Here is a 26,622-nt window from a genome sequence, read left to right as displayed (position 1 = left end):
AGTAAAGATAGCGTTAAAGCAAAAATCGTTAAAATATGCCAGCTTTCATTGATTTGTCCAGTTTCTTTAATTTGGAGATTTGCTATCTTGAAAAGATAGGAGGGACTTCCGCATGCTGCCATTATCAAATAGCACACACTCACCCATGTAAACAGATTACAAGCAACTATAACGGCGACGAATACGGGCGAATCGACGTTATCGAATTTATTCCGGCAGTGTAATGAAACAAAATCAGGATGAGGCAGGCCCGGAAGCCCATCTCATCCTGATTATGAATTGCATGCGTGCACTATTCTTTTACTGCGCCAACTACGATCCCTTTAATGAAGAACTTCTGCAGGAATGGATAAATCAATAGTACCGGCAAGACGCCTAAGAAGATTTGCGCGGAGCTTAATGTCCTTGGGGAGAAGGATTTAAGCGTCGTCGAATCGACCAACTGGCTCAAGTCTCTAGATGTAATAAGTGTTTGCAGCAAGGTCGCAAGTGGATATTCACCCGATCTCATGTAGAGCAAACCGTCGAACCAAGAGTTCCAATGGCCCACCAGCGCGAGCAAAATCGTCGTTGCAAGCGATGGCAGTGACAGCGGCAAATAAATATGCCATAACGATTGCGTATGATTGGCCCCATCCATGAATGCGGACTCTTCAATCTCCTTGGGAATGCTCTTAAAGAAGTTAAGCATGAGAATCAGGTTGAATGCAGAAACGGCCGATGGAAGCACCAAAGCCCAAATCGTATGCATCAAGTGAAGCTTCGAAACCAGAATGTAGCCCGGTATGAGGCCCGGAGGGAATAGCATCGTAATGACGAACAGCCAGATGATAACTCTTCTTCCCTTAAAATAATCGTACTCCTTCGACAGCGCGAATGCTGCCGGAATCATGAGAAGCATGCTAATGCCAACGCCTAGTACCGTTCTCTCGACTGTCAGCACAAGCGAGTCAAGGAATATGCCATTATTGAACGTCGCTTTATAAGCTTCGATATTAAAATCGATTGGCCATAGCGTAACCATTCCCGCCTCTGCGGGAGCTTTGCCACTAAACGAAATGGCGAGCACGTTCCACAATGGCAAAATACAAACAATAGAAAGCACGATAAGCATAACGTTATTTATAACTGAAAAGGTTCGATAGCCTACTGTCTTATGATACACGTGATCCCGCCTCCCTTAAAAGATTTTGTAATTCGCATATTTGTAAGCAAGCCGGTATCCGATCACGACTAGGATTAAACCAATGAACGATTTGAACAAGCCTACTGCTGTCGCGAAACTAAACTGGCCGGTTTGAATGCCGATCCGGAAGACGAAGGTGTCGATTACATCCCCTTTGTCATACACAAGGCCGTTGTACGTATTAAAGATTTGCTCGAACAAACCATAGCCCAACACGCCAGCGATTGTTAACGTCAAAACAACAAGCGTAATCGGCAGCATGGACGGAATCGTCACATATAGCGTTTGCTTCCAACGGGTAGCGCCATCAACCTCAGACGCTTCATACAGCGCTGGATTAATGCCTGCCAAGGTTGCGAGGAAGACGATCGCTCCGAATCCGAATTCTTTCCACATATCACTTACAACGATAACGGCACGATACCAATCGCCATTAAGCAGGAAAGGAACCGGATCCGCGCCGAATAGTCGGCCCAGCATGACGTTTACGACCCCTTGTTGGCCAAGAACATCGATCAAGATGCCGCCGAGGATAACCCACGACATAAAGTGAGGCAAGTATACAAGCGTCTGAATTGAACGTTTGATGCCTTCACGCCGTATCTCATTGAGGAGCAGTGCGAAGATAAGTGGCGCAATTGTATTGCCGATAACCTTCAGCACGAACAGTACAGCTGTATTCACCATCGCCTGTTTCGCTGCATCTAAGGAAAATGCGTACTTGAAATGCTTTAACCCTACCCAGTCCGCATGAAAGAATACATGGTTCATCGTGTGATACGGTTTAAAGTTCTGAAATGCAATGACAGAATACAACAACGGCACATACGCGAAGAGCAGCGTCATGATGACTGCTGGCAAAACCATCGCATACAGCTGCCATGACATGACAAGGCTTTTTATAACAGATTTATTCTTCTTAATTGCAGGCGATATCTTCCCGCCGGGATCCATAACTACATCCGGTTGTTTAGCCATATCTGGCATTTTTACACGCTCCTTTTGTCATTAATATTAAGTACATCCAATTGTTTCTGAAATAAAAATGTGTTAGTCTGATAGCAATTTGTTAAGCAATTTCCAATTGCACTGTAATTGATCGTGGAGAGAAGGGATTCAGCTGAGACCATTCGGAATTTTCAAGAAACTAGTATTATCCCTAGGTCTCCTACTACTTCCAATAATCATCCTCTTTGGGTATACCTCCAGCGTTAGCATTGACGTTGTAAAGGAACAACTGCGATTAACGCACTCCAATCGTACGATGAGTTTATCCAACCAAATCGACACGAACCTGCAACAAATCTCGCACTCATCCAAAGTATTGATGGAAGATCCTAGCATACGTGAATTTACCGGTTACTCATTTAATCCAGAGCCGTATGAAACAGCTTACCGCCGCAAGCTAATCTTCGAAAGAATTCAACTATTCGGGCTTTCTACAGCATTAGCACCCAGAGTATCCGTTTTCTCAAATTCCAATCAGGCTGTCATTTCGACGGAGGCTACTAGGTCGTTCGATCCACGCATTCTCTATTTGAATGCTGCGCCCAAATGGCAATCAGAGACAGTTACGAACAACAAATCGATGTTCTACTTCTATTCCATGAAACCGGAAAATAAAAGCATGAACCAACCGTCGAATATCGTCATTGAGGTCAAGTTCTCCAGCGAAGAATTGAAGAAGTGGCTCGACAAGAGCAAATTAGAAGCCGTTGACGATCCTTTTCTATACCGGGCAGGTGCCCCCATCATCGCCAACCATTCAGCAAAGCTAGACATTATTACGCGGTTAATTCCAAAAATAAACTTCCCCTCAGAGTTCGAGAACACCGAGCCGACGGTTCAAAATGTTCGCATTGCCCATCAACAATATGAGATTTACATCAAAAAGCTAACGCAAGCGGACTGGTATGTGATCGATTACATTCCGGTGGAGGAAATTGTTAAGCCCATTACAGCGAATATCAAACTCTTTTACGTTACGATTGGCTTAATTATTTGCGTAGGCATTCTGCTCGTCTACCTTCTCTATCGATACGTGCAACGGCCCATCTCGCAATTGGTCGTTAGCCTCAAAAAGCTGCAAGTCGGCGATTACTCCGTTCGCATTCACGCGAAGCCAAAGAGTGAATTCCTTTACCTATTCGAAAAGTTCAATGGCCTTGCCGCCCAGATTCAAGAGCTGATCGAAAAGGTGTTCAAAGAAAAGCTGCAGTCGCGCGATGCCAAACTAAAGCATTTGCAGTCCCAGATCAATCCGCACTTCTTGTATAATTCGATGGGCTATATTATCAACATGACGAAGCTGGACAACAAGGGCGCAGTCATTTCGATGGCCAAAAATTTAAGCGAGTTTTACCGGTATACGACACGCCTTGAGAACCCGCTCGCCCGAATGGCCGAGGAAGTCCAACTGGTGACCAACTATCTGGAAATCCAGAAGCTGCGAATGGAACGCGTCCAATATGAAATCGATTTACCAGACGGGATGCTGGAGCAATTCGTTCCACGGTTGCTGCTGCAGCCGATGATTGAGAATGCATTCGAGCACGGCTTCCAACAAAAGCTTCGCTCTGGGCTTATTCGGATTCACGGGCTAATCAATGCCGAGGAGTATTGCATCATGATTGATGACGATGGTGCCGGCATTCCGGAGGAAAAGTATGACGAGATTAATCAAACGCTAAATAACCCGATCGAGGAAAATGTCGGTTGTGGCTTATGGAATGTAAACCAGCGCATCAAAATGCATTACGGAGAAGGCTCTGGCCTGGAATTGGGCCCTTCACCTTTAGGCGGAGTTCGAGTAACTATACTATGGAAGTTAACTTCAAATGACAGAGGAGCTTAATATGCAGCAGCAATTGTTGATTGTCGATGACGAGCAACATTGGGTAGACAGCCTTGCCGAAACTATTGATTGGAAATCCGTAGGAATAGGCGGAGTATTCAAAGCTTATTCCGGTTTCGAGGCGCTTGATGTGCTTCAGGAACACGCGATCGATATCATCATTACGGATATTCGGATGCCGGAGATGGATGGCCTGGAATTAGTCGAGCGGATACAAGTCGAGTGGCCCAATGTGAAATGCATCATTCTTACGGGCCATGCCGACTTTGATTACGCCCAAACCGCACTCCGGCATAAAGTGAAGAACTACCTGCTCAAGCCAGCGGAGGATGAGGAATTGCTAGAAAGCGTCTCCCTGCTTGTCCAAGAGCTTCAGCAAGAAATCGAACAATTCACCTCCAACAATAACGCCCTGCGGACATTGCAACAGAACATCTCCCTCATCAAGAGCAACTTATTGCAGGAATTAATTAAAGTTAAATCTTATCCGTTAGAGAAGTGGGCCGAGAAAAAAACGCTTCTAGGCCTTCCTTTCCAGGCAGACGAGCCCTATGCCCTGCTTCTCCTTCGCATCGAAGACGAGAATGCGCCGAATTCTGCCGATTCCTTGATTCAATATGCCGTCTGCAATATTGCCGAAGAAGTATTCAGCCGTTATTTTCATATTTGGCATAGCACGGACCATTACGGCTATATCGTCTTCCTGATTCAATTTAACCATTCGGACAACACCGACTCTAATCGCAAGTATCAGTTAGAGCATTCCGCCTCCAGGCTGCAGCATAATGTCAAAGTATTTCTGAATCGGCAGGTTTCGATTTTGTTTAGCCACTGGCACCCGTTTCCTTACGAAATTTCCCAGACTTACGAGAATGTCGTTTCCGCCTTTCGCCAGAAGGTCGGGGATGACCGGGAGTTTTTCATGCAAGTGCCTAACCAGGCCGCCAAAAATGAAGTGCAGGCGATCTCCTCCCTATATGAGCCGCCCACGCTTGCCCACTTGTTGGAATTAGGGCGTTGGAACGATGCCGAGCACAAGCTTGATCTCATATTCAAGGAGCTGTCGCAGTCCAAATACGAATCGCAGGAGCATCTAATGGAGGCCTTCTTTCATTTCAGCTCTGTCTTTACGTTCTTTGCACATAAAAATAACCGCAACTTGTCCACTTTAATTGGCAACGGCTTTCATCAGTTGCAAGGAGGCCAGGCTATCCAGTCCATCCGCCAGCTGGAAGCCTGGGCGCACCAAATCATCGGGCAATTGCGCAACGATTTAATTAAAGATATGAAACTAACGCGTTTAGAGACAGTCGTAAAAGTGCAGCAATATTTGGAGCTGAACCTCGAAGGCGATGTTTCCCTGCAGACGATCGCAGACCATGTTTTTCTGCATCCTTCGCATTTATCCAAAATTTATAAGCTCGAAACCGGCGAGGGCTTAAGCCAGTATTTGTTCCGGTTGCGCATGGAGAAAGCGGCTTTTATCCTAACTCAGCACCATCTCAAAATTTACGAAGTCGGCGAGAAGGTCGGATTGCCTAATACGCCATATTTCATCAAATTGTTCAAAAAACACTTCGGCGTGACGCCTCAGGATTACCGGGATCGACAAGGGCCATAAGATGCACAACAAATTAGTATGAAACAAACATATTGTTATATTCTTCCACCTTGAGACCCAATTATGATTAAAGCGTATTCACGACATTACTCAGGGGGAAAAGTGAATGAAGACAAATCGGAAATGGTTGAGCATCGCGCTTGCAGCTGCAATGGGCACTTCGCTGCTAGCAGGATGTTCGAGCAACGAAGAAGAGCCAAGCTCGAAACCGGCAACGACTTCAACTGCTGGAGCAGATGCAGATGCTGCTGCAAAAGCTTTGGTTGAAAAAGGAAAATATGATACTCCGGTCACAGTTACCCGTGTTGTTAACAACACGCAAGAGAAGTTTATCAACGGTGAAGATTGGGATAACAACGTCTTCACGAAATGGGCGAAAGAAAAACTCGGAATCGAATTGAAAACGCTGTGGGTTGTCGACAACGTTAACAATGCGTACACGAATAAGCTGAATCTGTCGCTCTCTTCCGGCGAAGACCTTCCAGACCTCGTGCCAATCCGCGATAACCCGAACTATTTGAATACGTTGCTGGATTCCGATCAGTTCATGGCTGTTGACGAGCTGTTCGAGAAGTATGCAAGCCCGAAATGGAAAGAGCTCGCTAAGAAATACCCTGAAATGTGGTATGGCGTAACGCGCGAAGATGGCAAAGCTTATGGCGTGCCAGTATTCGACTACACGCTGAACGTTGAGCCCGTATTGTGGATTCGCCAGGACTGGCTCGATAAGCTAAACCTGAAAGCACCGACAACAATGGATGAGCTCGATAAAGTTATGGATGCATTCGTCAACCAAGATCCAGACGGCGACGGCAAGAAAGATACGTACGGCTTGGCTGCCACGCTTCGTGACAACCTGAACACTTGGATGTCTGACCTGAGCTGGGTTTTCGGCGCTTACGGCACGGCTCCAAGACAATGGAACAAATCCGCTGACGGCAACTCGCTGGAGTGGGGCTCCACGCAAGACGGCACGAAACAAGCCCTCACGAAGCTGAACGAGTGGATGTCGAAAGGCTATATCTCTAAAGAAGCTGGCACATGGGATGAGTCGAAAGCATCCGAGGCGTTCACGAAAGGCGAAGCCGGCATCATTGCAGGCGCTCACTGGATGCCTGACTGGCCGCTTCCTGACCTCGCTAAGAACGTAAAAGGCGCTACTTACAAAGCTTATTCCGTTCCTGCAGGCCCAGATGGCAAAAAAGGCGTACGTGGCGGCCCGATCAACTCCATGGTTAACGGCTACATCCTGATCAACAAAAAATCCGAGCATCCAGAAGCATACTTCCTTATGTACAACTACTTGCTGGAGCACTTCGCTAACCCAGAAGCTGGCGGCGAATTCGAGAACGGCTTTGCAGAAGGCTATGACTACCGCATGGTCGATGGCAAACCGTCCAAGGATAACTCTGACGACAAGCTCGTTAAGCCAGAGCGTTATGGCGTAAACTGGGAAGGCGCACGCCAACCGGACCTGATGATCGATACGCTTGCTAAGCTGGCTTCCGGTCAAGAGCCTACGACGCCGTTCGAGAAACAAACGAAAGAATACCGTAAACAAGCGGAAATCGATGCAGCTGCAATCGTGCTCGATTACCAGAAGAACAACCAACGCTTCCCAGATTACTTCGCTAGCGCGTACACAGATGCAATGAACCAGAAAATGGAATTGCTCAGACAGCTCGAAGTTGAAGCGTTCACGAAAATCATCTACGGCAATGCTTCAATCGATTCCTACGAGGACTTCGTTAAGGAATGGAAATCTGCTGGCGGTGACGAAGTAACGGCTGACGTTAACAAATGGTTCGCTACCATTAAAAAATAAGTTAGCTGCAAACACTAGCCCCTTTTGCTGATCAAACGGCAGAAGGGGCTTTCCCTTGTTACGGAAAAGCCCCAGATGAGTGCAGATTCACTAGTGACCGCGATGCTTTTCTTTTGCCTTCAGCACCTTTAATTCACGTTTACGTGCTAATGCTGCTTCTTGCTGCTGTTTGGAATGGGCTTGCTTCTCCCGCTTCCGCTTTTCATACTCTAGCTGGAGGGCGTCTTGTGCATACGAGGAAACGCCTTTTCCCCGCAATTCAGCCGCAGCTTGCCTTGCAAGCCGTTTGGGACTCACCTTCTTCGCCTCGGACAACTTGACAGCCACCTCTTGCGAGAGCCCGCTGGCAAGGTCCCACATCTCATGGCGGACAAACTGTAGTATCTCCTCGTCCTGCGGCTCAGTGCCAAAGATGTATCTGGCTGCCTTCAGTTTCCCCTGCTCCTGCACTTCCAGAACGCCAACCCAATACTGGCCATCATGATACACGGTAAGCTTCATACAACTTCCCCCTCAATCTAAATCGAAACGATGGACATCCCGAGGGGGGAAGGTTACTGGCATGGAATGGTACGGAATAGCGTACCCGAACATGCGCCTGGACTACCAACCAGGACTGTGTTTTCTCGTTTCAACAAAAATTATAATTGGCTTACCGGGGAACATCAAGCGGCTATGCGTTTGTTTCCTTACTGGGGACGGGAGATATGCTGCAATCTGACATCAACGGCTCCCGCTTCGCTAGGATAACGCAACGCTTCTAATATGACTTGAGCATTATAGCCATCATAGAAGTCATAAACAAATCCCTGGCGGCCATTCAGCAGCTGGATGACGTTATTTAAAATCGGCAGCCTGCTTGCAGAAGCTTGCATAATCTCGTCCGGCAACTCGACATTCGCGCCATTCAGGAGCAATTGCTCCCAATTTTCCAGCGCAATCGTCCCTTCTGTGCCATGTACAATTAAGGAAACACGCTCTTGGCTTCCGCCATTCACCGTTCCTGATACACGAATCGATACATGATTGTCCAACGTAAGCAAGGCTGCAACCTCATTTTCACAAGAACCTGTTCCAGCAGGAAAAGTTACGGCACTTTGGACATGCGTGATGGATCCGAACACTTGTTGAATCATTTGAATCCAATGAATGCCTACCTCAAGAATAAAACCGCCCTCTTGCCTAGTAGAGACCCACCGGTTCTGTTGCCACGGTCGCGGCCACTGCGGAAACTCCAAAATCAGCTCCATTCCAGTTACTTGCCCAACGCACTGTTCAGCCATTAATTTCCGCAGCATTAGAACCGCCGGTTCCAGCGGGAACGAGAAGTGTACCGCGTGCACAATCTCTCGCTCTGCAGCCATCTCTAGCAAATGTTTGGCTTCCGCCAAACTATTGGCAAGCGGCTTCTCGCAAAAGACATGCATGTTCTTGCTAATAGCGCTTAACGCAACCTCATAGTGCATTGCAGGAGGCACCGCGATGTACACCAAATCAACGTCCACTTCATTCAGCAATTCCCGGTAATCCGTAAAGCACCTTGCTTCTGGATGAGCTCCCACAATCGTTTCAAATTGGCTTTCATTCGAATCACAGACGGCAACCAAATTCATATCATTCGCATAAGAGGGAATCATATGGCGGATCATGTCCAGCCCCATATTCCCCAATCCTATTACAGCTAGATTTATTTTGTTCATTGCATGCCCTTTCTTCTCGCTGTTATGCCATTAATGCTGCCTCACCTAAGAAGCGAGCGGATAGAGCCTCCGAGAATGGTTTAATGACCAATCGATTCCATTCAGAACTTCGATTATCGTGGATTTCTACCCACAATCGGTGCTTGGCTGGCCAGTATGTAATCTCTAAAACGCCAGCTTTCTTCCCTTGCTTCAAATGATAATGAACGGAGCCCTTCAATGTCGACAAAGTCGTCTTTTGCGTAATGTTAAGCTCAAATTGCTCGATAACCCCTTCAATCTCTTGAATGACAAGGTCATGGTCAAACAATTTCACTTGATTCAAATTGGAGTTAATAATTTCATACATAATCATAGAAACCTCTCCTTATAAACGCCAATACATGTAAAATTATAACAGCATTAGCCTGCTTATGATAGAGTTAGGGCATCTTGAGTCTGTTGGCACAATAGAATAGTAGATTAAGAGAGACCGCCATGAATTCATAGCGGTCTCTCTTAATCAATTATTTTAAATGCAAGAAATGAGGCTTCCGCTCCTTATATACGACCATTCGTTTGTACCCTATCGCCAACAAGGCCTCTCGCACTCGTTTCCAGTCACTCGCAATTCGTTCTGGATGGTGGGCATCGGAGCCAAAGGTAATGTGGACCCCGTGGAATAGCGCACGTTCGATCACATCGTTAGAGGGATACCATTCTTGGCACGCGTGCTGCATGCCGTTCGTATTGACCTCCATCGCCACCCCACGGTCTGCCATCCGCTTCAAAATGCCATCGATGTAGGGGGACAACAGGTTACGGAAACCGGGGTATCCACGTTTGAACCCGTCCAAATGCCCTACAATTTGAACCCAGTGGCTCTCGATTCCGAGCATCATCACTTCTACATAACGTTTCACTGCGATCTGTTGCTGCTCCTCGCTAGCCGTGTTGAAATCCAAAGCATCCATAATGGCTGCTGAGGATAGAAAATGGATGGAACCGATCACATAATCAATTGGATACTGTGCATACTTGCGACCGTACAAATCAATCTGATCACTGAAAATATCCGATTCAACGCCAATAAGCAGCTCGATTTGCTGTTCATAAGCCCGCTTCAGGCGAACGGCTTCCTCGATGTACACATCGAATTCGGCAGCCGCCATCGCCAGCTGAGGATAAGGATGATTCTCCCACGAGAAGAAATACGGGGAATGGTCGGAGATGCCGAGAATCGGCAGCCCTTTTCGAATGGCTTCTTGGATATAATCCTCCAAGCTGCCTGCTGCATGCCCACATCGGTCGTGATGGGTGTGAAGGTCGAACATTTTTATCCCCCCGCCTCTATCAAAATCTTGCTAACCAATCTATAATCTCATCGACTGCCTCCCGATATCGCTGCCCTACGAGCAGGCCGGTATGCGTTGTGTGCCACAAGCCTCTATACTCAGCGCGAAGATGCTCCGCTGCCACCCTGCCCCGCCGGTCGTCACCATCATTGTTCACCGCTTTGACAACCAAGCATGGACAAGAAATTGAACTGCTATCTATAGATATCCCCTTGGATTCCGCTGTAAACTTAAGTGCGTTGAATGCCCTCGACGACTCCATGGCCAAATATTTTATCTGAAAAACAACATCCTCCACCGTTTCATCCACACTCGCAATCCGTTCGCGAACCGGGGCGGGCATGATGCATTCAGTCATTATCTGTTCCAATTCGCTATAAGGCACCGCTTCAAATACCTCTCTGCTTATAACAGAGTCGATCAACACCAGCCCCGCCATCTCAATGGTTTCGGCCAGCTTCTGGCTTAAGATGCCTCCCATGCTAAAACCGATCACAATCGGCGGAACCCCACACTCCGCAATCACCTCTTTAATATCGTCCAAATAATCCTCGAACGTTACCCTCGTCAAATCCAGTTGCCGGCTTTTGTAGTGGCTGCGCATGTTCATCACATAACATTTCCACCCTTCTTCGATGAAGTGAGGGAGGTATTTGCTCCACATCCAACTGCCCGTAAACGCCCCGTGTATGAGCAGCAGCGGAGGCTTATATTGCACGGTCTGCTGGACATTCTCCCCTTCGAATATTTCTAGAAACAAATCGTTTTCCCCGATATAAACCTCCGTGTGCGCAGGCAATTCTTTCGTATAATCCTTCAACGCTATATCCTCCCCGATCTTAGTTTGATATAAAACTATTTGCTTAAAAAAATTTAGAAGTTGTTATGGATCTTCCTTAAAATGTTGAATAGATCCTCTTTCTCTTGGTCGGTAATGTTGCCATAAAATACGTCCAGCATCTCATTGGATATGGATTCGAAAATTGGCTGCAGCGCCTTCCCCTTCTCGGTCAGGGCCGCATAAACGACCCTCGTGTCCTCGCTATCCCGTTCCTTCGATACATATCCGAGCCGAACCAGCTTATCCACGAGTGCCGTGACCGTCGACTTATCCTTGTTGATTTGTTTCGCAATGTCCGCCATCGTGAGCCGAGACCGCTTATATAGCGCATAAAAGATATCGCCGTGCGACGTGCCAATCCCTTCTACCCCGTGCTTCGACATCTCCGCAACAATGAACCGGTTGACCTTCTCTCTAATTTTGGAGATTAATGAAATAGCGTCTGTCGTTTTCATATCCCTATAATAGTTTGACGTCAAATTAATGTCAAGCGAGCTTGGCTTGCCTAAATCCATCTCCTTGTCGATGCTTTATACGCTTCGTATTCTTGCCCAAACTTGTCTGCCAGCGCATGCTCTTCAAACTTGATATACCATTGGTTCGTTATCACAAGGAAAAGAACAACAATCACGAATGGAGAAACCGCTCCAAGAACGATAAATAAGCCAGCCAATGCAACAAGAAAGCCTAGATACATCGGATTTCTTGTGTATTTGAACAAGCCTTCCACCACAAGCCGGCCAGGTTCCTTGAATGTATGGATGTTTGTGTTGTAACGGCGAAACGCACGGGATCCCCATATCGCCATGCCCAGGCCTGAACCAACAACTAGGATTCCAGCTAAATTATAAGGAAATGGCAGCCATATATCATACGGGCAATATAGCCGCATAACCAACATGCCTATGGCACCTATCAGAAAAAGCTGGGGCGGCAACAAGCGCCTGCCCTTCATGTTGATCATCCAAAAGACCCCCCTCATTGAACATTAGTTCAATTATAAGGGGGGTGGATGAAGCCTCTCATTAACCTAGGATAATTTCTGCTTCGAAATCTGGCCTTCACATCGCTGGGATGCTCGCCTACATGCTGCTTTCCGATTTCATCGCTTGCTCAGCGAGGAGCTCTTTGTCCTCTGCGTTATCCCTTGTCACTTTCTGAACGCCAATTGCACTATAGGAGATCAATAGAATAACAGCGATGTAATACCCTTTTTCATTTAATTCAAACGGCGCGTTATAGAGGCCAATTAGAAACATCGCATACCCGATAATCAAACCCGCGACCGCCATGCCGGTGAAAGCTTCTGTATTCCTCATCCGGTGTTTCGGATTTTCCAAGCGCATTTCTTTATCTTCCGTATTGTCCCGCACAACCTTCTGTACCACGATGCAGGTAATCGTAATTAACACCATACAGAGCAGGTAATAGCCTTTCACGTTCAATTCCCAATCCGCGTTGTATACGCCTAGGCAGAATAGAAATAGCCCCGCACATAATGCAAAATACGATGCAGCCGTGAATGCAGGCGTGTTCCGCCTGCGATATCTCTGATTCATCCGAAACTTCCTCTCCCATTGCATAATAGAATGCATACTATTTTCATCCACTATACGATGAACCCCGTTTTCATTCTACGGTGAAATAGGCATTTTTAGGCAAAATTAAGGTATGATTCATGATAAAGCAAACATATTCGTGATAATGTAGTAAAAAACACAGAGAGGACAACCTACAATGACCATAAGGCCTTATCGAGCAGAGGATGCCGATTATATCATTAGCTCCCATTACGCTCTCTACAATAAAGAGTTTGGTTATGACTTATCGTTCCGGGATTTTATTGCGCAGAGTGTCGGCGGGTTTATAGCGAGAGGCGACCGTAAAGAAAACATTTGGGTACTAGAGTCAGAAGGAAAACAACGAGGTTCTATAAGCATTAAGAAAGCCGATGAGGAGACTGCACAGTTAGGCCTGTTTCTTGTTGAGCCTTCTGTAAGAGGTACGGGGTTTGGGCAGCAGTTGCTGCAAACCGCCATCGTTTTTTGCAAGGAATCCGGGTTCAGCAAAATCATCTTATGGACCAATAGCGAACTCAAGGCCGCGCGGAGGCTGTATGCGAATAATGGGTTTACGTTAATCGAATCGCGAACACAGATGCTATCGAACAAAGAGCTGGTCGAAGAACAATGGGAACAGGTTATTGGCTAGTGCCTGCAACCTTCCATTCACAGATCATGGATAATTCATTGCCCTGCAGCTCTGCTATTAGGCTTCCATTCATTTTGGACATTAGGCTCTTCGCAATCGACAAACCTAATCCCGTCCCGTTCTCCCGTCTTGTTGGATCTGCTTTATAGAAACGCTCGAACATTACCATAAGGTCCGCTTGCCTTACATGCGGTGCGGGATTGCGAATCGTCAACCGAACGGAACTGCTCGTTTTCTCTAGCACAATAGCGACATCTCCGCTCGTGTACCGGATCGCATTGGTAAGCAAGTTTTCAATGACGCGATTAACCGCCGATGCATCGCCTAAGATGCTGATTTCGCCTTCTGGCATATGAATAGCCGGCTCGATCTGCCGTTTATTGAACGCCTCATAGAAGCCAGCTAAACATTCGATCACCAATTCATTCAACGTGATCTGATCCATGCCCAGCGCATAGTCCGGTGACTCAATAATGGATAGCTCGAAGAAATCCTCCAATAACGTTTTCAGGCGCAGCGCGCCTTTCCTGACGATTTGGGTGTATTCCTTCTTCTTATCCTCTGACAAATGCTCTTCTTCGATTAACTGAATGTATCCGAGAATAGAAGTCATTGGCGTCCGAATATCATCGGAAATATTCGATATTGCCTGCTTGAGCTCGTGTTCGGTTCGTTTTTTCTCTGCATCGGCTTGCCTAGTCAAATCAATCTGGCCATTAATAGCCTCAGCGAGCGCAACCATGTCCCGATCTAAGAAAGCTACATCTATTTTCTTCCCCGTCTCCCCTTGATTTAACAAGTGAAGCTGCCGGACCGCTCTCTTCATTTCGGCCTTCAATATAAACAGGCGCGCGAGAAACACCATCGCTGCCGCAGCTGATAGGATTGCGACCCACATCATGTTCCCCACCCGCCTCTCCATTACTTAATCTCTTTTCTGTGAAAAATCCAGCTGCCGAGCAGCCCAAACAAGACATAGGTCAACACCGGCACAGCCAACAACGTAAACCATTGGCCGCCATCTAGCGTACGAATGCTTCCTAGATCCAATACCAGCTTGAACACGGAATAATTCCATATCGGTTCGATGAAGGATAGCTTGCTGCTTAATACGTACAAGAGCTCATCGAAGAAGACGAAAAACATAAGCAAAAACCCGATCGCTTTGCCGCTTTCCGTGAAGATCGTGGAGATAACGGCCATAATGGAAGCGAATGACGCTGCGTACAGCATGTACAGCCCCGTCGTTTGTGCAAGGAATAGCCAATCAGGCGCACTGTTAAAGCCAGAAATGACGCTGCTTGCTCCTGTCGCCACGAACGGCAGAATGAGGGCAATGATCATAGCGCCAATGGAGAAAACGGCCAGTTTCGCCCAATAAAGCCGCATTCGAATGTTGCCGGAAGATGCGACGCTCTTCATCGTCCCCATCGCATATTCGCCAGAGATGAAGAACCCCGCTAGAATGCTCGGAAATAGCTTAATCATTTCAATATTAAAGCCCATCACTTCTGCCTTATAAAATTTACTGATGATAAATGCCCCGGCACCTACGTTCTGTACGGAAAAATAAGATAAAAGCACAGCTGCGCCAATGATCAATAAAGGTATCGTTCGGAAGGAGCGGTCCTTTCTAAGCTTAAACCACTCGGCTTGGATGAGATTATACATGTGAGACACCCCCAATCCGGCTTGTGAAGTACGCTTCCAAGTCTTCTCCCATCGGCATGAACTGTTCGATGACAAGCCCTTCCTTCACGAGATGCGCAGACACCTTTCCCGGTGTGTCCACATGCCGAAACAGCTTGATCACGCCGTCTGGCATGACCTCATAGGCAGTGGTATGAAGGCCTGTCTCGATAATGGCAGCTGCTTTGTCAGGCTGGTCGACCTTGATATGCAGGTAATGCTGGCATTTAGCATTCAGTTCCGCTGCGGTCAATTGCTCCAGCAAATGGCCATGATGAATAATCCCATAATGCGTAGCCAGCAGATGCAGCTCGCTCAAGATGTGGCTCGAGATTAGAATGGTAATCCCGTATTCCCGATTTAGCTTCATTAACAATTGCCTGATCTCCACGACGCCCATCGGGTCCAATCCATTAATGGGTTCATCCAGAATCAGAAACTCAGGGTCTCCCAATAAGGCGATCGCAAGGCCAAGCCTTTGTTTCATGCCAAGCGAGAAGTTTCTAGCCTTTTTCTTGCCTGTATCCCGCAGCCCAACAAGCGCAAGCGTTTTGTCGATGCAAGCCCGGCCCGGAATTCCCCGTAACAAGCGGTGTGCTTCTAGATTCTCAGCCGCCGTCATGTGCGCATAAAGGGCCGGTCCCTCAATAATCGTCCCGATCCGCCTTCTTGCTTCAATTAAGGCCCGTTCGCTGCTTTCGCCGAACAACTCCATGGAGCCCGCTGTTGGATACGCCAGTCCCGCAACAATACGGATCAGCGTCGATTTGCCAGCGCCATTCTGGCCGATAAAACCATAAATAGATCCTTGCGGAATCGACAGATTCACTTTATTCAGCGCCATTTGGTTTTTGAATTGTTTGGACAGCTGATTGGTTCTCAGAACATATTGGCTCATCGTTCTCTCCCTTCCTTCTTCTGCAATGCCCTTACTATAGGAAGGAAATCGTAAGGCAGCCTTAAGCCAAATCTAAAGAAAATCTTAATTCTTAAGGCGGTAGCCCATGCCCCAGATCGTCTCAATATATTCCTCGCCGGGATTCGCTTTATGCAGCTTGCTTCTTAAATTGCTTATATGTACGTTGATCGTATTATCGTCTTGGTGATACTCCTCTTGCCAGACGCTCTTGAACAAATTCGCCTTCGTGAAAACCTTCTTAGGAGACGACAGCAGCAGCAAAAGAATGTGGTATTCCCGCGCGGTAAGCGAAACTGCCATATCCCCTATGCTCACCAGCTTAGCATCCGTATCAATTACGATATCTTTATGCCGCACTTCCTTCGCTTGTGGCGCCTCCATCGTTCGCCGGGCTCTTCTAAGGTGGGAATCGATTCTCGCCGACACTTCTTCAATATCAAATGGTTTCGTAATATAGTCGTCTGCCCCTGTTCGCAGCATATCGACCTTCGTCTGCTGGTCGAGCTTGGCCGAAATAATGATGACGGGAACATGGCTTTCCCCTCGTAGCTTCGAGATCACTTCTTCCCCGGTTAGTCCAGGAAGCATCAAATCCAGCAAAACCATATCCCATGTGCGGCTCTCCAAGTGGATCATCGCTTCTGTTCCGGAGTATGCTGGCTTCGGCACATACCCGCTCTTTCTGACGATATTGCACAGCAAGGAATTAATATCATTATCATCTTCAACGACCAAGATGTTTATAAGAGGGTTCACCGGCATCCTTAAGCTCCTTTGGGAATGGCATTCCATCCAGCATATCATCTGCCCTGCAAAATCAAAAGGCACCTGTCCGCCGCCCGGCCGCGTTCGCGAAAATTTGATCAACCATGCATTCGTATGGAACGCAAAAAAGGTACCCTCGGGTACCTTTTCCAAATACAACGCATTACGTTTGTTCAACCTTCACTTGTTTGTTGTTAGGCGCAAACCAACCAATAAGCGCAATCGCAACCAATACGGCATAGAAGACAAAAGTCCAGCCGGTACTATGCGGGAAATCGTGATCCAGCGCACCAATATCCTCATGGGCAAGCGTAATAACAGCAAGCTTTACGCCAACCCAAGCGACGATCGCGTAAGCCGTCGTCTCAAGCGCTGGGCGTTGTCCAAGCAGCTTCACAAACCACGCAGCCGCGAATTTAATTAAGATCAATCCGGCAATCCCGCCCAGCAGCACGACGATAAATTTGCCTCCGTCCATCCCGCCGAACTCTCCCAGCGGCGAATCTGGCAGTCCGAGCGCAAGCGCAACCGCAGCAAGAATCGAGTCAATTGCAAAAGCGAGATCCGCCAGCGCGATTTTTCCTACAGTAGGCCAGAAGCCGCTTCCTTTACTCGCTTCCTTATCGCCCTTATGGCCATTCTCATTCTTCTTGCCGAAGCGCGATTGAATGATATGCTTAAAACCGAGGTATAGCAGATAAGCTGCCCCAATTGCCTGCACCTGCCAGACATTCGCAATGAACGATATCGCGAACAGTGCGCCAAAACGAAAAACAAAAGCCATGATGATGCCGTAGTTAATTGCTTTCTTCTTCTGCTCGTCCGGTAAATTTTTGGCGATTACCGCTAGCACGAGCGCATTGTCTGCCGACAACAAACCTTCCAACCCAATAAGGATTAATAAGGCCCAGGCATACTCTAACCAGATTGACTCCAACGTGAATTCTCCTCTCCCTGATCATGGCAAGCATAGGCAGTAAGCCAAACACATGTAAATAATGTTCACTTGTCCACCCCTGCTTATACGCAAAGAATCGCCGAAAGAGTTCACTGTTTTTCTGCATTTGGGCAATTATCTAAATGCAAACTCCTCATAATGGATCGAACTTGAAGGAACGCCCAGGCGCCGGAACTGACGTTGGAAACCCGTTATCATAAGGGTTGGCCCACACATATAGACATGCTTGTCCGCAACACGGCTGCCCGACGCAGCTAAAATCGTTTCTATAGCCAGCCTGCCCTGATCAGCCGAATAGTGAATATGTGCGTGAAATTGCTTCTGTCCTTGTGCTGCTTCAAGTATCTCATCCAGATACAACGCATCCTCTGGCGTTCTAACGGTATAGTAGAAATCGATTCTTTGGTTGCGTTCTTGTGGCATGTCACGAATCCAACTTATGAAGGGAGTTACGCCGATCCCGCCAGCAATCCAGATCTGCTCCTTACCGCCCTGACGGTAATCCATCATGCCATAGCCGCCTTCGACGATTGCGCGAGTGCCGGCCTTAAGATGCTTGTAAAGATATTGCGTGTAGTCACCCGCAGCGCTAATTGTAAGCCGAATATTGGTCTCGCTCGGGGAACTGCTAATCGTGAAAGGATGGGGTTCCGACAGCACTCTATTCCCTTTAAATCGAACAAAAAGAAACTGGCCCGCCTTAAAATTCAGCTGTTTCTTCTTCGCTTGTTTTAGCACAACCTCTACTGCCTTTTTATTCAGATGATTCACTTCCTGAACGTCGTATGCAGCCGTTCGCCTTACGAATCTAGCAAACAATTCGGTGTACAAGTAAGAAACAATGCCCACTACAATGGCGGCCATTAATACAATGAACGGCACTATAGTTGAACGAACGAGCGGATCAACGAGCAGTGTGTGGGCCGCGCCCATAATAAAGAAAACGCCGATGAACTTGTGAGAAATCCGCCAGCCTCTATATCGAATGCGGATTAACTTCCGAACCACAGGAAGGCGCGGAGCTAGCGTTAACAAGATGAGAATAACAAATCCGCCAAAAGCAATAAATCCGGGCACTCGCCCCGGGGTTATGCGGTCTGGGATGAACAGCATCACAAGAAAATGAAGGATAAGCAATAAGAACGCAGCCACCCCCGAATGCCTATGAGCTGCGTACATCTTATCGAGGCCATGAAATAGGGATTCGAGAAACCGCAGCCGCGTTGACAACAGAAAGGCAAAAGCCATTAATAGCATCATGCTGGATGCGATAATTTCTCCAATATACTGCCGATCATAATCCAGCCGGCTTCCATCATCTATCGGCGGAAAAACAAGCCATAGCGCAACATTGAGCAGTGGGAGTGCCGTTATGAGCACGGTGCCTAGGTTTTTTCTTATATGGATTATGTGAATCATCCCCTCAGATTAAACTTCAGAAAAGCAGTAGACTTTCCCCTTAGGGCAAGGTGTACAGTATGGTTAGCGCTTGAAACAATTAGCCAGCATTACCCTATGAAGAATGGAGGCCAACCCTCGTGCTATCGATTGGAGAATTCTCGAAGCTGTGCGAAGTATCACCCAAAACGCTTCGTTACTATGATGAAATTGGATTAATTAACCCAAGCGAGACCAATCCCGAGAATGGTTACAGGTACTATTCGATCGGGCAACTAAAACGAATGCTCTTTATTAACCGGCTAAAATCTTATCATTTTTCCCTAGAAGAAATCAAAGCCATTCTGGAATCGGAAGAGGACCACTCCGAGGAGCAGCTTCGTTCTGCCCTCAACCGCAAGAGAAGGGAAATTCAACAAAAAGCTGATGCTTTTGCCTATACCCTTAAACAGATGCATGACGATATTGTGAGTTTAGAGAAGGGCATCCCTATCATGTCCTACCTCGACCATATCGAAGTGCAGCTAGTTGTGACGGAGCCGATGAACATTTTGTATATGCGCCAGACGATGAGCCGTGATGATTTTGCCGAGGGGTATGGAACGTATTTCAGCAGGCTGTACGCAAAAATTTCCACCGAACAACTCACCCCGCTTGGTACGCCAATGACCTTCTATCACAGCTCTGAATACGATCCGATCGGCAATGATACCGAGTTCGCCATCCCGGTGAAAGAGGCAGTGAAAGGAACGAGGGATTTGCCAGGGGGGCTTTGTGCGAAAGCCGTGTTAAAAGGGGCTTATTCCGAGCTAACTTCGGTCTATGCGAGGCTGAGGGAATGGGCAGAACAAGCCGGATATGCGTTACTGAAATCACCGTATGAAGTGTACGTGACCGACCCTAATCAAGCCAACAGCCCTGAGGGCATTGTGACCGAAGTTTATTTTCCAGTGAAGAAGAGGAAATAACCCTACCCCACATGAATAGGAGGCAGCCAGCATGCCAAGAAATGAATGGCCCACGGCCGAGTGGCAAACTGCAGACCCAGAAACGTTAGGAATGGACAAGGACAAGCTTTCCGCACTTCCTTCCATTATACAAGCCGATTACAGCAACATAAGCGGCATTGTGATCGTAAGAAACGGAATTATTGCTTATGAGCAATACTATAACGGCTACGGCACTGATGCTTCGCACCATGTGACATCTGTTACTAAGAGCATTTTATCTGCCCTTATTGGCATCGCCATCGATGCAGAATATATCAAGCATGCCGATCAAAGCGTATTGGACTTTTTCCCCGAATATGTGCCCCATGCTGATGCCGAGAAGAAAAGGTCCATCACCCTGCGCCATCTTCTCACAATGACCGCCCCGTATCCATTCCAAGACTGGAACGAACCGCTGGACCAGCTGTGCATGCAGCCTGACTGGGTAAACTATACGCTGGATATGCTCGGAGAGCAGGGGAATATCGGGGACTTCAAGTATGCCACCGCAGGGGCGCATCTGCTGTCAGCCATTATTACGCGCGTTACCGGCCAAAGTGCCCGCGCATTCGCGAACGAGCGCTTATTTAGACCGATCGGCATGCAGGAAATTCCCGACTTTGGTATGGAATCATTCGGGTTCGACGACCTATTCGGCAGGAATGTGAAGGGATGGGTCCAAGACCCGAGCGGCAACTCTACAGGGGGATGGGGCCTTACGCTTAACGTTCGGGATATGGCGCGTTTCGGGTTCCTCTACCTGAACCATGGCATGTGGGACGGCAGTAAGATTGTTTCCAGCTCATGGATCGCTGAATCGACCACGATGAACCCTAACAAATACGGTTATCTGTGGTGGTTAGGCGATGAAGACGGAATTCCCGCATACTTAGCACTGGGCGATGGCGGCAATGCGATTTGCTGCATACCCGATAAGGGTCTTGTCGTAGCCATTGCTTCCACGTTTATCAGCAACCCCCGTGATCGGTGGACACTGGTTAAAGAAAACATTATCCCGGCTGTGAGGGACTAATATAATGTAAAAGGCCATCCTTGGGGGATGGCCTCTCGTTATTTTAATTGTCCTAGATGGCGTAAAATCTCGTCTTCCTTGCCATAATCAACAGCTTCATCAGGTTGGTTAGCAAGCTCCCACTTCACCGTTTGGATGCATCCATCGCTGAAGGAGCATTGCTCAACAAAGCCTAGTTCCTCCCGAATCCGTTGCGAATCGACAAGCAGCGGCTGTTCCGTGTTAAAAGGCACTTTCATTTCTTCAGGCAAGCTGCCGTTAGGAGCAACAATCACTTGCCCCTTCCAATTAAGAATACTGCCAATTTCATTAATGTAATCAAGCATAGAATGCGCGTGCAGCTCACCGACGTTATAGATGCGCCCTGCTGACCGTTCATTCGTAATCGCTAATGCAATCGCGTAAGCTACATTTTCCACAAAGCTATGGGTCCATCTCCAATTGGAGAAGCTTTCTTCCACGAGGACGAACGGACGGCTATCGCTGATCGGTTTCAATTTGAGGTATTTATAAAATCGCTGCAAAGGGTCATGGGGCCCATATACGGCTGGCAAACGCAAAATCGTTCCTTGCATGTGCTGGTTATTCATAACAATATCTTCAACCAGGATTTTATCATATTTGTTGCACCAATCATTCGGATCTTTCGCCGGGTCTTGATAGGGGAAACGATTCAGCCGCAAAGCAGAAGATTCCGTAATCGGCGTAGGCTCGAGCGGTCCCTGATCAGCTTTTCTAACGATGCCGTACGCACGGTAAACGTCTTGGCTGCTAATGGTGATAAGGCGCGCGGCAATTCCTTCGAAAGCTCTCGCAACGGCTCGCGTATCCTCTTCCGTAGAGGCAATCATATCGACAACAACGTCTGGCGATAACGATTTGAATTCATCCCTGAACTGCTCCAACTGCATCTTTTCCCCAAAAATGTGTTTCACATTGGCAGGCAGCTCGCACTTTGTCTGGCCACGATGAAATAAGGTGATGTCATGATGCCCCATTCCGGCAAGTTGCTTAACGACGTGTGGCCCGATGAAGCTGGTTCCGCCTATCATTACAATCTTCATCCCGATTTTTCACCCTTCCCAATCGATCATCAAAATGACAAGAAAAAAGCTTCCGCTTATCCCAAGCCGAAGCTCCCTTCATTCCTTCATTGTGCTATACAATCTTACTGAGCATTAACAGGCGATACCCGCCCTCATAATCATTTTCATTTAGCAAATGGCCATATTTCCGTTCCCATTCCCCATTGTTCAGATCGTTCTCTAATCGTTGCAAAATGGGTTGAAGCACTTCTTCCGGCACTTTGGCTAATGGTGAATTGCCTGCACGAAATGTTGGATTTAAGTACTCATGCGGTTTTCTCCACCCGGAAGCAAAGAATCCATCTGCAATATCATAAGGAATTAAGAATGGCTTCACCTCAACATGCTGCCCAGAGACGTTCGCCAACAATTGTACAACTTCCTCAATAGGCTTGTAAGATGAGTACGATTGTTTGATAATGGATTCAAAATAATCAACTAACCAACAACCATCCTTGCATAACCGGGGATCGGCGATTAGCAGGACTAGCCGTCCGTTATCCTTGAGTATGCGCAACATTTCTGTGAAACTTCTTTCCAAGTCGACAAAATGATGAATGGCAAGCGTAGAGATAATGCCATCGGCTACACTGCCAGCAAAGGGCAGCTCCTCTGCTTTCCCAGCAATCCAATGTAAGTTCTCATGCTGTTTGCCTTGCTCCCTCATGACTTCGGAAGGTTCCACTGCCGAAATCTCGCTCATCTCGTCTCAGCTCTCCTCAACTATTCTGTAAAATAACTATTTCTTATGGTAAATACTAGCATTCCCAATGAAAGCGAGCAATACCACCCATGACATTTATCATACTCCTAGCTTGACGTTTATGACTGTAAGCAACCATGCATGCCTCCTTATAATGAAGATATACGATCGCTGGGATATGCAGCGCGAGAGCTTCAATTAGGAGGAAGTCCCCCATGGATCCGATGAACATTGCAGAATTGAAGAAACATTCAGCACCATTCGCACGAACGAATGCCAAGGCTAGCTTTCGCCAGCTAGGCAACACCCTGTTGCCGTTTATTGCGCTATGGATCGCGGCTTATGCAAGCTTGTCCGTCTCTTACTGGCTAACGCTGCCGATTGCTGTTGTTGCGGCGAGCTTTCTGATCCGAACATTTATCATTTTTCATGATTGCTGCCACCAGTCGTTCTTTAAGAGCCGCCGGGCGAACGATTGGCTAGGGAACATTACTGGCGTCCTTACGCATTTCCCTTACGAGCAATGGAAGAATGCGCACAATATCCATCATGCGACAAGCGGCAACCTCGACAAGCGGGGCGTCGGCGACATGTGGGTCATGACCGTAGACGAATACATCGCCGCTTCGCCGCGGCTTAAGCTGGCCTACCGGCTGTACCGGAACCCGCTAATCATGCTCGTGCTCGGCCCTTTGCTCGTCTTTCTCGTTACCTACCGCAAGAACCGACCGGGGGCGAAGCGCCGTGAGAAGCTCAATACGTATATGACGAATGTGGCGATTGTCGCCTTGTACGTTGTGTTAGGTGAGTTAGTGGGATGGAAAAGCTTATTGCTCGTGCAAGCCCCGATCCTTTGGGTTGCAGGAATGATGGGAATTTGGTTATTCTATGTTCAGCATCAGTTCGAGGATTCCTACTTCGAGAATGACGACAAGTGGAGCTATGTGCAAGCTGCTGTTGAAGGGAGCTCCTATTATCAGCTTCCCCGCCCGCTGCAATGGATAACGGGCAATATCGGCTTCCATCATGTGCATCATTTGAACCCGAAGGTGCCGAATTATAATCTAGAGAAAACTCATCTGGCGATTCCGCCGCTTCAGAAAGCAATGACGATTAACCTTCGTACCAGCCTGCGCTCGCTTCGGTTCCGGTTATGGGATGAGGACGCGAAGACGTTTATCGGCTTCCGCGAACTAAAGTCCGCTCGCAGGAAGGTTGCTGCGAAGAAGCCAGCTATTCCGGTTAACAGGAAAGCCGGTATCGGATAGAGCGGGATTTGAAGCGCAATTAGCCATCATAAAAGGTGGAACAGCAGCATGTTAAAGTGGCGTTCGAATTTATACAAAACGACCGGGCTTAATCCTTTCATTTGGGCCATCTTGTTCATCTTGCCTTTCTATTATATCTTTCGCACTTCTTCCAAAGCCCATACCGCTGCGGGAATAGCGCTCATTATTCTATTCTTCGTCTCCTATGTGCTTGTCTTCGTCACCAAAGGATGGAAGGTGTATGTATGGTCGGGCGTCCAGATCGCCATCTCGATTGCCATGACCATCTTGTTCGGATTCGTATACTTCTCATTGTTGCTAACCTTTGTAATCGGGAACATTACGAGCAAGAAGGGCTTCATTACCCTGTACGTGATTCACCTTACAGTAACGATTGCGACCATCGATTATGCAATCGTCGTCAAAAATCCGATGGCCATCAGCCAATTGCCCTTCGTCTTCATCTGTTTGATCATGGTTATCCTGCTGCCCATTACCAACTATAACCGCAATAAGAACGAGCGGCTGCAAGGCCAACTGAACGACGCAAACAAGCGCATCTCGGAATTGGTGAAGCTTGAGGAGCGCCAGCGCATCGCTAGGGATCTGCATGATACACTCGGCCAGAAGCTTTCCCTGATCGGGCTGAAGAGCGACTTAGCCCTTAAGCTAATGGCCAAAAATCCTTCCCAGTCTGTAGTGGAGATGAAGGATGTCAGGCAGACGGCGCGAAACGCCCTGAAGGAAGTACGGCAGATCGTAAGGCAAATGCGCGGCGCAAAGCTGACAGAAGAAATGGCCCGGATCGAGCAGATGCTGACAACGGCGCAAATCGAGCTGACGGTTGAAGGTGATTTAGAGCCGAAAGACTTATCGCTCATGAACGAGAACGTCCTCTGCATGTGCTTGAAGGAAGCGGTCACCAATCTCGTTAAGCACAGCGGGGCATCCGCCTGTACGATTACGATCCGGCCGGACCGCCTAGCCCTGGTCGCGATTGTCGAGGACAATGGGATCGGCATGGCGCAAAATTCGGTCTATTCCACAGGCAGCGGCCTTAAAGGGATGAAGGAACGCCTGGAATTCGTCAATGGGAGCCTTGAGCTAGGAGAAGGGCCAGGAACCTCCCTTGTGATGAAAGTGCCTAATACCCATCCAAGAGAGAAGGCTGGCATATGATTCGAATCGTGATTGCCGAGGATCAACGAATGATTCTCGGCGCTCTTGCTGCATTGCTTGACCTAGAGGAGGATATGGCGGTGGTCGCGAAAGCCAGCAACGGCGAGGATGCCGTCAAGCTGGCGCGACTTCATCAGCCAGACGTTTGTATTCTCGATATCGAGATGCCGCTCAAGAACGGGTTGGAAGCTGCCGAGGAACTGGCTGCCTTGTCCTTAGATTGCAAAGTCGTCATCCTTACGACGTTCGCCCGTGCAGGCTACTTCGAAAGAGCGATCAAAGCCGGCGTTCATGGCTATCTGCTCAAAGACAGCCCGAGCGAGGAGCTCGCGAATTCCGTCCGGACTATCGTAGGCGGCCGGCGCCTCTATGCACCCGAATTGATGGATGAAGCCTATGGCGAGGAGAACCCTCTTACCGAGCGGGAGAAAGCCGTGCTTGTGCTTATTGCTGATGGCAAGAGCACCAAAGAAATCTCCAAGGAATTGTTTATTACGACCGGAACGATTCGGAATTACATCTCTGTTATTCTCAACAAACTGGGCGTTGGCAACCGGGTCGAGGCCATTAAACAGTTTAAGGAGAAGGGCTGGTTTAAGTAAGAGGCCGGAGCAAAATCACAAGGGCATCCCAAAAGCTACGGCGGCTGAGGGACAGCCCTTTTTTGCGCGTCGAGGCAGTTGGCGTTACGTTGGCTGCGGGCGGCGGCCGGAGCGCAACGCGCCACCGGCACGGACAGCGGTCTGCAGGGCATTCACTGTTTAAGACGGCTTTCGTACAGACAGCAGCCTGCTCATTGCAGTTTGTACAATGGAAACGACTCGGGCTCAGCAGTAGGAAGGTGTCATTGCATTTTGTACAACGAGAGAGGCGGCTTCCGATGTTTTGGGCGCATTTTGCCTGTTCTGGGGTACAAATAGAAAAGCTGTCTTAAAAGTGAACTGCACCCCGTCAAGTAGACAGCACAAAAAATAAAAGCTAATTAAGCGGCCTTGGTCCTGAATTCCATTGGACTTAGGCCGTTTAGTTTTGCTTGTAGCCGTTCGTAATTGTAAAAGTGAATG

Annotated in this window: 28 protein-coding genes and 1 pseudogene; 9 read left to right on the top strand and 20 right to left on the bottom strand. The window is 47.9% G+C overall.

The window, feature by feature from the left end:
- Positions 1-292: 292 nt before the first annotated feature.
- Positions 293-1,165, bottom strand: coding sequence for an ABC transporter permease subunit (locus tag GON22_RS19185; protein WP_160397727.1), 873 nt, complete (start codon positions 1,163-1,165; stop codon positions 293-295).
- A 15-nt stretch (positions 1,166-1,180) separates the two neighbouring features.
- Entirely contained in the window at positions 1,181-2,173 is a 993-nt protein-coding gene (locus GON22_RS19180) for an ABC transporter permease (RefSeq protein WP_160397726.1), read from the bottom strand.
- Positions 2,174-2,450: 277 nt separating this feature from the next.
- Here GON22_RS19180 and GON22_RS19175 point away from each other — a divergent pair, with 277 nt between their 5' ends.
- From GON22_RS19175 to GON22_RS19165, 3 genes are all read left to right on the top strand, one after another.
- Positions 2,451-4,040, top strand: coding sequence for a sensor histidine kinase (locus GON22_RS19175; RefSeq protein ID WP_160397725.1), 1,590 nt, complete (start codon positions 2,451-2,453; stop codon positions 4,038-4,040).
- Positions 4,024-5,661: a response regulator gene (locus tag GON22_RS19170; protein ID WP_160397724.1), complete on the top strand. Its 1,638-nt coding sequence runs from the start codon at positions 4,024-4,026 to the stop codon at positions 5,659-5,661. The genes GON22_RS19175 and GON22_RS19170 overlap by 17 nt, the downstream gene beginning before the upstream one ends.
- A gap of 106 nt (positions 5,662-5,767) precedes the next feature.
- Positions 5,768-7,486, top strand: coding sequence for an extracellular solute-binding protein (locus GON22_RS19165; protein ID WP_160397723.1), 1,719 nt, complete (start codon positions 5,768-5,770; stop codon positions 7,484-7,486).
- Positions 7,487-7,576: 90 nt separating this feature from the next.
- Here the strand turns inward: GON22_RS19165 and GON22_RS19160 are convergent, their stop codons facing one another.
- The 9 genes and pseudogenes from GON22_RS19160 to GON22_RS26785 all read right to left on the bottom strand — a co-directional run.
- Positions 7,577-7,987 carry a YjdF family protein gene (locus GON22_RS19160; protein WP_160397722.1) on the bottom strand — a complete coding sequence of 137 codons (411 nt, stop codon included), beginning with the start codon at positions 7,985-7,987 and terminating at the stop codon, positions 7,577-7,579.
- A gap of 188 nt (positions 7,988-8,175) precedes the next feature.
- On the bottom strand, positions 8,176-9,186 hold the full coding sequence (locus GON22_RS19155; protein WP_160397721.1) for a Gfo/Idh/MocA family protein: 1,011 nt from the start codon (positions 9,184-9,186) through the stop codon (positions 8,176-8,178).
- 22 nt (positions 9,187-9,208) lie between these two features.
- Complete coding sequence (locus GON22_RS19150; protein WP_160397720.1) at positions 9,209-9,541, bottom strand: hypothetical protein; 333 nt, start codon at positions 9,539-9,541, stop codon at positions 9,209-9,211.
- 151 nt (positions 9,542-9,692) lie between these two features.
- Positions 9,693-10,499 carry a histidinol-phosphatase gene (locus GON22_RS19145; RefSeq protein WP_160397719.1) on the bottom strand — a complete coding sequence of 269 codons (807 nt, stop codon included), beginning with the start codon at positions 10,497-10,499 and terminating at the stop codon, positions 9,693-9,695.
- Between the two features lie 19 nt (positions 10,500-10,518).
- Positions 10,519-11,340, bottom strand: a complete 822-nt coding sequence (locus GON22_RS19140) for an alpha/beta hydrolase (protein ID WP_160397718.1) — start codon at positions 11,338-11,340, stop codon at positions 10,519-10,521.
- A gap of 53 nt (positions 11,341-11,393) precedes the next feature.
- Complete coding sequence (locus GON22_RS19135; RefSeq protein WP_237179245.1) at positions 11,394-11,876, bottom strand: MarR family winged helix-turn-helix transcriptional regulator; 483 nt, start codon at positions 11,874-11,876, stop codon at positions 11,394-11,396.
- Complete coding sequence (locus tag GON22_RS19130) at positions 11,867-12,325, bottom strand: methyltransferase family protein (RefSeq protein WP_202113336.1); 459 nt, start codon at positions 12,323-12,325, stop codon at positions 11,867-11,869. Before GON22_RS19130 ends, GON22_RS19135 begins: the two co-directional genes overlap by 10 nt.
- Before the next feature lie 118 nt (positions 12,326-12,443).
- Positions 12,444-12,707, bottom strand: a complete 264-nt coding sequence (locus GON22_RS26790; protein WP_442954392.1) for a YiaA/YiaB family inner membrane protein — start codon at positions 12,705-12,707, stop codon at positions 12,444-12,446.
- A gap of 30 nt (positions 12,708-12,737) precedes the next feature.
- Positions 12,738-12,920 (bottom strand): annotated as a pseudogene (locus tag GON22_RS26785) (YiaA/YiaB family inner membrane protein); the annotation flags it as partial.
- Positions 12,921-13,098: 178 nt separating this feature from the next.
- Between GON22_RS26785 and GON22_RS19120 the strand changes: the two are divergent.
- Positions 13,099-13,572, top strand: a complete 474-nt coding sequence (locus tag GON22_RS19120) for a GNAT family N-acetyltransferase (RefSeq protein WP_160397716.1) — start codon at positions 13,099-13,101, stop codon at positions 13,570-13,572.
- Here the strand turns inward: GON22_RS19120 and GON22_RS19115 are convergent.
- The 6 genes from GON22_RS19115 to GON22_RS19090 all read right to left on the bottom strand — a co-directional run bounded on the left by GON22_RS19115 (position 13,562) and on the right by GON22_RS19090 (position 19,322).
- On the bottom strand, positions 13,562-14,473 hold the full coding sequence (locus GON22_RS19115; RefSeq protein WP_160397715.1) for a sensor histidine kinase: 912 nt from the start codon (positions 14,471-14,473) through the stop codon (positions 13,562-13,564). The two genes, GON22_RS19120 and GON22_RS19115, sit on opposite strands and share 11 nt — an antisense overlap.
- A 20-nt stretch (positions 14,474-14,493) precedes the next feature.
- The gene (locus GON22_RS19110; RefSeq protein ID WP_160397714.1) at positions 14,494-15,243 is read right to left on the bottom strand and encodes an ABC transporter permease; all 750 of its coding nucleotides are present in this window, start codon (positions 15,241-15,243) and stop codon (positions 14,494-14,496) included.
- Entirely contained in the window at positions 15,236-16,159 is a 924-nt protein-coding gene (locus GON22_RS19105) for an ABC transporter ATP-binding protein (protein WP_160397713.1), read from the bottom strand. Before GON22_RS19105 ends, GON22_RS19110 begins: the two co-directional genes overlap by 8 nt.
- 84 nt (positions 16,160-16,243) lie before the next feature.
- A complete protein-coding gene (locus GON22_RS19100; protein WP_202113334.1) occupies positions 16,244-16,942 on the bottom strand; it encodes a response regulator transcription factor in 699 nt (232 codons plus the stop codon).
- Positions 16,943-17,108: 166 nt separating this feature from the next.
- A complete protein-coding gene (locus GON22_RS19095; RefSeq protein ID WP_160397712.1) occupies positions 17,109-17,882 on the bottom strand; it encodes a TerC family protein in 774 nt (257 codons plus the stop codon).
- Positions 17,883-18,017: 135 nt separating this feature from the next.
- On the bottom strand, positions 18,018-19,322 hold the full coding sequence (locus tag GON22_RS19090) for a ferredoxin reductase family protein (RefSeq protein WP_160397711.1): 1,305 nt from the start codon (positions 19,320-19,322) through the stop codon (positions 18,018-18,020).
- A 119-nt stretch (positions 19,323-19,441) separates the two neighbouring features.
- Between GON22_RS19090 and GON22_RS19085 the strand changes: the two genes are divergently transcribed.
- The gene (locus GON22_RS19085) at positions 19,442-20,269 is read left to right on the top strand and encodes a MerR family transcriptional regulator (RefSeq protein WP_160397710.1); all 828 of its coding nucleotides are present in this window, start codon (positions 19,442-19,444) and stop codon (positions 20,267-20,269) included.
- A gap of 31 nt (positions 20,270-20,300) precedes the next feature.
- Complete coding sequence (locus tag GON22_RS19080) at positions 20,301-21,323, top strand: serine hydrolase domain-containing protein (protein ID WP_160397709.1); 1,023 nt, start codon at positions 20,301-20,303, stop codon at positions 21,321-21,323.
- A 38-nt stretch (positions 21,324-21,361) separates the two neighbouring features.
- Here GON22_RS19080 and GON22_RS19075 read toward each other — a convergent pair whose 3' ends face one another.
- The gene (locus tag GON22_RS19075; protein ID WP_160397708.1) at positions 21,362-22,387 is read right to left on the bottom strand and encodes an NAD-dependent epimerase/dehydratase family protein; all 1,026 of its coding nucleotides are present in this window, start codon (positions 22,385-22,387) and stop codon (positions 21,362-21,364) included.
- Between the two features lie 94 nt (positions 22,388-22,481).
- Positions 22,482-23,111: a methyltransferase domain-containing protein gene (locus GON22_RS19070; protein ID WP_160397707.1), complete on the bottom strand. Its 630-nt coding sequence runs from the start codon at positions 23,109-23,111 to the stop codon at positions 22,482-22,484.
- A gap of 215 nt (positions 23,112-23,326) precedes the next feature.
- Between GON22_RS19070 and GON22_RS19065 the strand changes: the two genes are divergently transcribed.
- Genes GON22_RS19065 through GON22_RS19055 form a run of 3 tightly spaced genes read left to right on the top strand, consistent with a single transcriptional unit; the run spans position 23,327 to position 26,160 of the window.
- A complete protein-coding gene (locus GON22_RS19065) occupies positions 23,327-24,379 on the top strand; it encodes a fatty acid desaturase (protein WP_160397706.1) in 1,053 nt (350 codons plus the stop codon).
- Positions 24,380-24,427: 48 nt separating this feature from the next.
- Positions 24,428-25,558 carry a sensor histidine kinase gene (locus tag GON22_RS19060; protein WP_160397705.1) on the top strand — a complete coding sequence of 377 codons (1,131 nt, stop codon included), beginning with the start codon at positions 24,428-24,430 and terminating at the stop codon, positions 25,556-25,558.
- Positions 25,555-26,160: a response regulator transcription factor gene (locus GON22_RS19055; RefSeq protein WP_160397704.1), complete on the top strand. Its 606-nt coding sequence runs from the start codon at positions 25,555-25,557 to the stop codon at positions 26,158-26,160. Before GON22_RS19060 ends, GON22_RS19055 begins: the two co-directional genes overlap by 4 nt.
- Before the next feature lie 380 nt (positions 26,161-26,540).
- On the opposite strand, the gene GON22_RS26780 is transcribed toward GON22_RS19055, so the two are convergent.
- Complete coding sequence (locus GON22_RS26780; RefSeq protein ID WP_087440906.1) at positions 26,541-26,621, bottom strand: IS3 family transposase; 81 nt, start codon at positions 26,619-26,621, stop codon at positions 26,541-26,543.
- Position 26,622: the final 1 nt, after the last annotated feature.

The sequence above is a fragment of the Paenibacillus sp. MMS18-CY102 genome, assembly GCF_009789195.1.
GTDB lineage: Bacteria > Bacillota > Bacilli > Paenibacillales > Paenibacillaceae > Paenibacillus_T.
The sequence above is the reverse complement of the archived record's forward strand: the minus strand, read 5'-3'. Positions and strand labels throughout refer to the sequence as shown.

Bases quoted from the DNA above. Each gene is read 5' to 3' on its own strand.
- GON22_RS19080 (WP_160397709.1), top strand. From the start codon at position 20,301: ATGCCAAGAAATGAATGGCCCACGGCCGAGTGGCAAACTGCAGACCCA.
- GON22_RS19130 (WP_202113336.1), bottom strand. From the start codon at position 12,325: ATGATCAACATGAAGGGCAGGCGCTTGTTGCCGCCCCAGCTTTTTCTG.
- GON22_RS19135 (WP_237179245.1), bottom strand. From the start codon at position 11,876: ATGGATTTAGGCAAGCCAAGCTCGCTTGACATTAATTTGACGTCAAAC.
- GON22_RS19055 (WP_160397704.1), top strand. From the start codon at position 25,555: ATGATTCGAATCGTGATTGCCGAGGATCAACGAATGATTCTCGGCGCT.
- GON22_RS19065 (WP_160397706.1), top strand. From the start codon at position 23,327: ATGGATCCGATGAACATTGCAGAATTGAAGAAACATTCAGCACCATTC.
- GON22_RS19120 (WP_160397716.1), top strand. From the start codon at position 13,099: ATGACCATAAGGCCTTATCGAGCAGAGGATGCCGATTATATCATTAGC.
- GON22_RS19110 (WP_160397714.1), bottom strand. From the start codon at position 15,243: ATGTATAATCTCATCCAAGCCGAGTGGTTTAAGCTTAGAAAGGACCGC.
- GON22_RS19165 (WP_160397723.1), top strand. From the start codon at position 5,768: ATGAAGACAAATCGGAAATGGTTGAGCATCGCGCTTGCAGCTGCAATG.
- GON22_RS19180 (WP_160397726.1), bottom strand. From the start codon at position 2,173: ATGCCAGATATGGCTAAACAACCGGATGTAGTTATGGATCCCGGCGGG.
- GON22_RS19170 (WP_160397724.1), top strand. From the start codon at position 4,024: ATGACAGAGGAGCTTAATATGCAGCAGCAATTGTTGATTGTCGATGAC.
- GON22_RS19070 (WP_160397707.1), bottom strand. From the start codon at position 23,111: ATGAGCGAGATTTCGGCAGTGGAACCTTCCGAAGTCATGAGGGAGCAA.
- GON22_RS19090 (WP_160397711.1), bottom strand. From the start codon at position 19,322: ATGATTCACATAATCCATATAAGAAAAAACCTAGGCACCGTGCTCATA.
- GON22_RS19175 (WP_160397725.1), top strand. From the start codon at position 2,451: ATGAGTTTATCCAACCAAATCGACACGAACCTGCAACAAATCTCGCAC.
- GON22_RS19155 (WP_160397721.1), bottom strand. From the start codon at position 9,186: ATGAACAAAATAAATCTAGCTGTAATAGGATTGGGGAATATGGGGCTG.
- GON22_RS19115 (WP_160397715.1), bottom strand. From the start codon at position 14,473: ATGATGTGGGTCGCAATCCTATCAGCTGCGGCAGCGATGGTGTTTCTC.
- GON22_RS19105 (WP_160397713.1), bottom strand. From the start codon at position 16,159: ATGAGCCAATATGTTCTGAGAACCAATCAGCTGTCCAAACAATTCAAA.
- GON22_RS19160 (WP_160397722.1), bottom strand. From the start codon at position 7,987: ATGAAGCTTACCGTGTATCATGATGGCCAGTATTGGGTTGGCGTTCTG.
- GON22_RS19150 (WP_160397720.1), bottom strand. From the start codon at position 9,541: ATGATTATGTATGAAATTATTAACTCCAATTTGAATCAAGTGAAATTG.
- GON22_RS19145 (WP_160397719.1), bottom strand. From the start codon at position 10,499: ATGTTCGACCTTCACACCCATCACGACCGATGTGGGCATGCAGCAGGC.
- GON22_RS19100 (WP_202113334.1), bottom strand. From the start codon at position 16,942: ATGCCGGTGAACCCTCTTATAAACATCTTGGTCGTTGAAGATGATAAT.
- GON22_RS26790 (WP_442954392.1), bottom strand. From the start codon at position 12,707: ATGCGCTTGGAAAATCCGAAACACCGGATGAGGAATACAGAAGCTTTC.
- GON22_RS19075 (WP_160397708.1), bottom strand. From the start codon at position 22,387: ATGAAGATTGTAATGATAGGCGGAACCAGCTTCATCGGGCCACACGTC.
- GON22_RS19060 (WP_160397705.1), top strand. From the start codon at position 24,428: ATGTTAAAGTGGCGTTCGAATTTATACAAAACGACCGGGCTTAATCCT.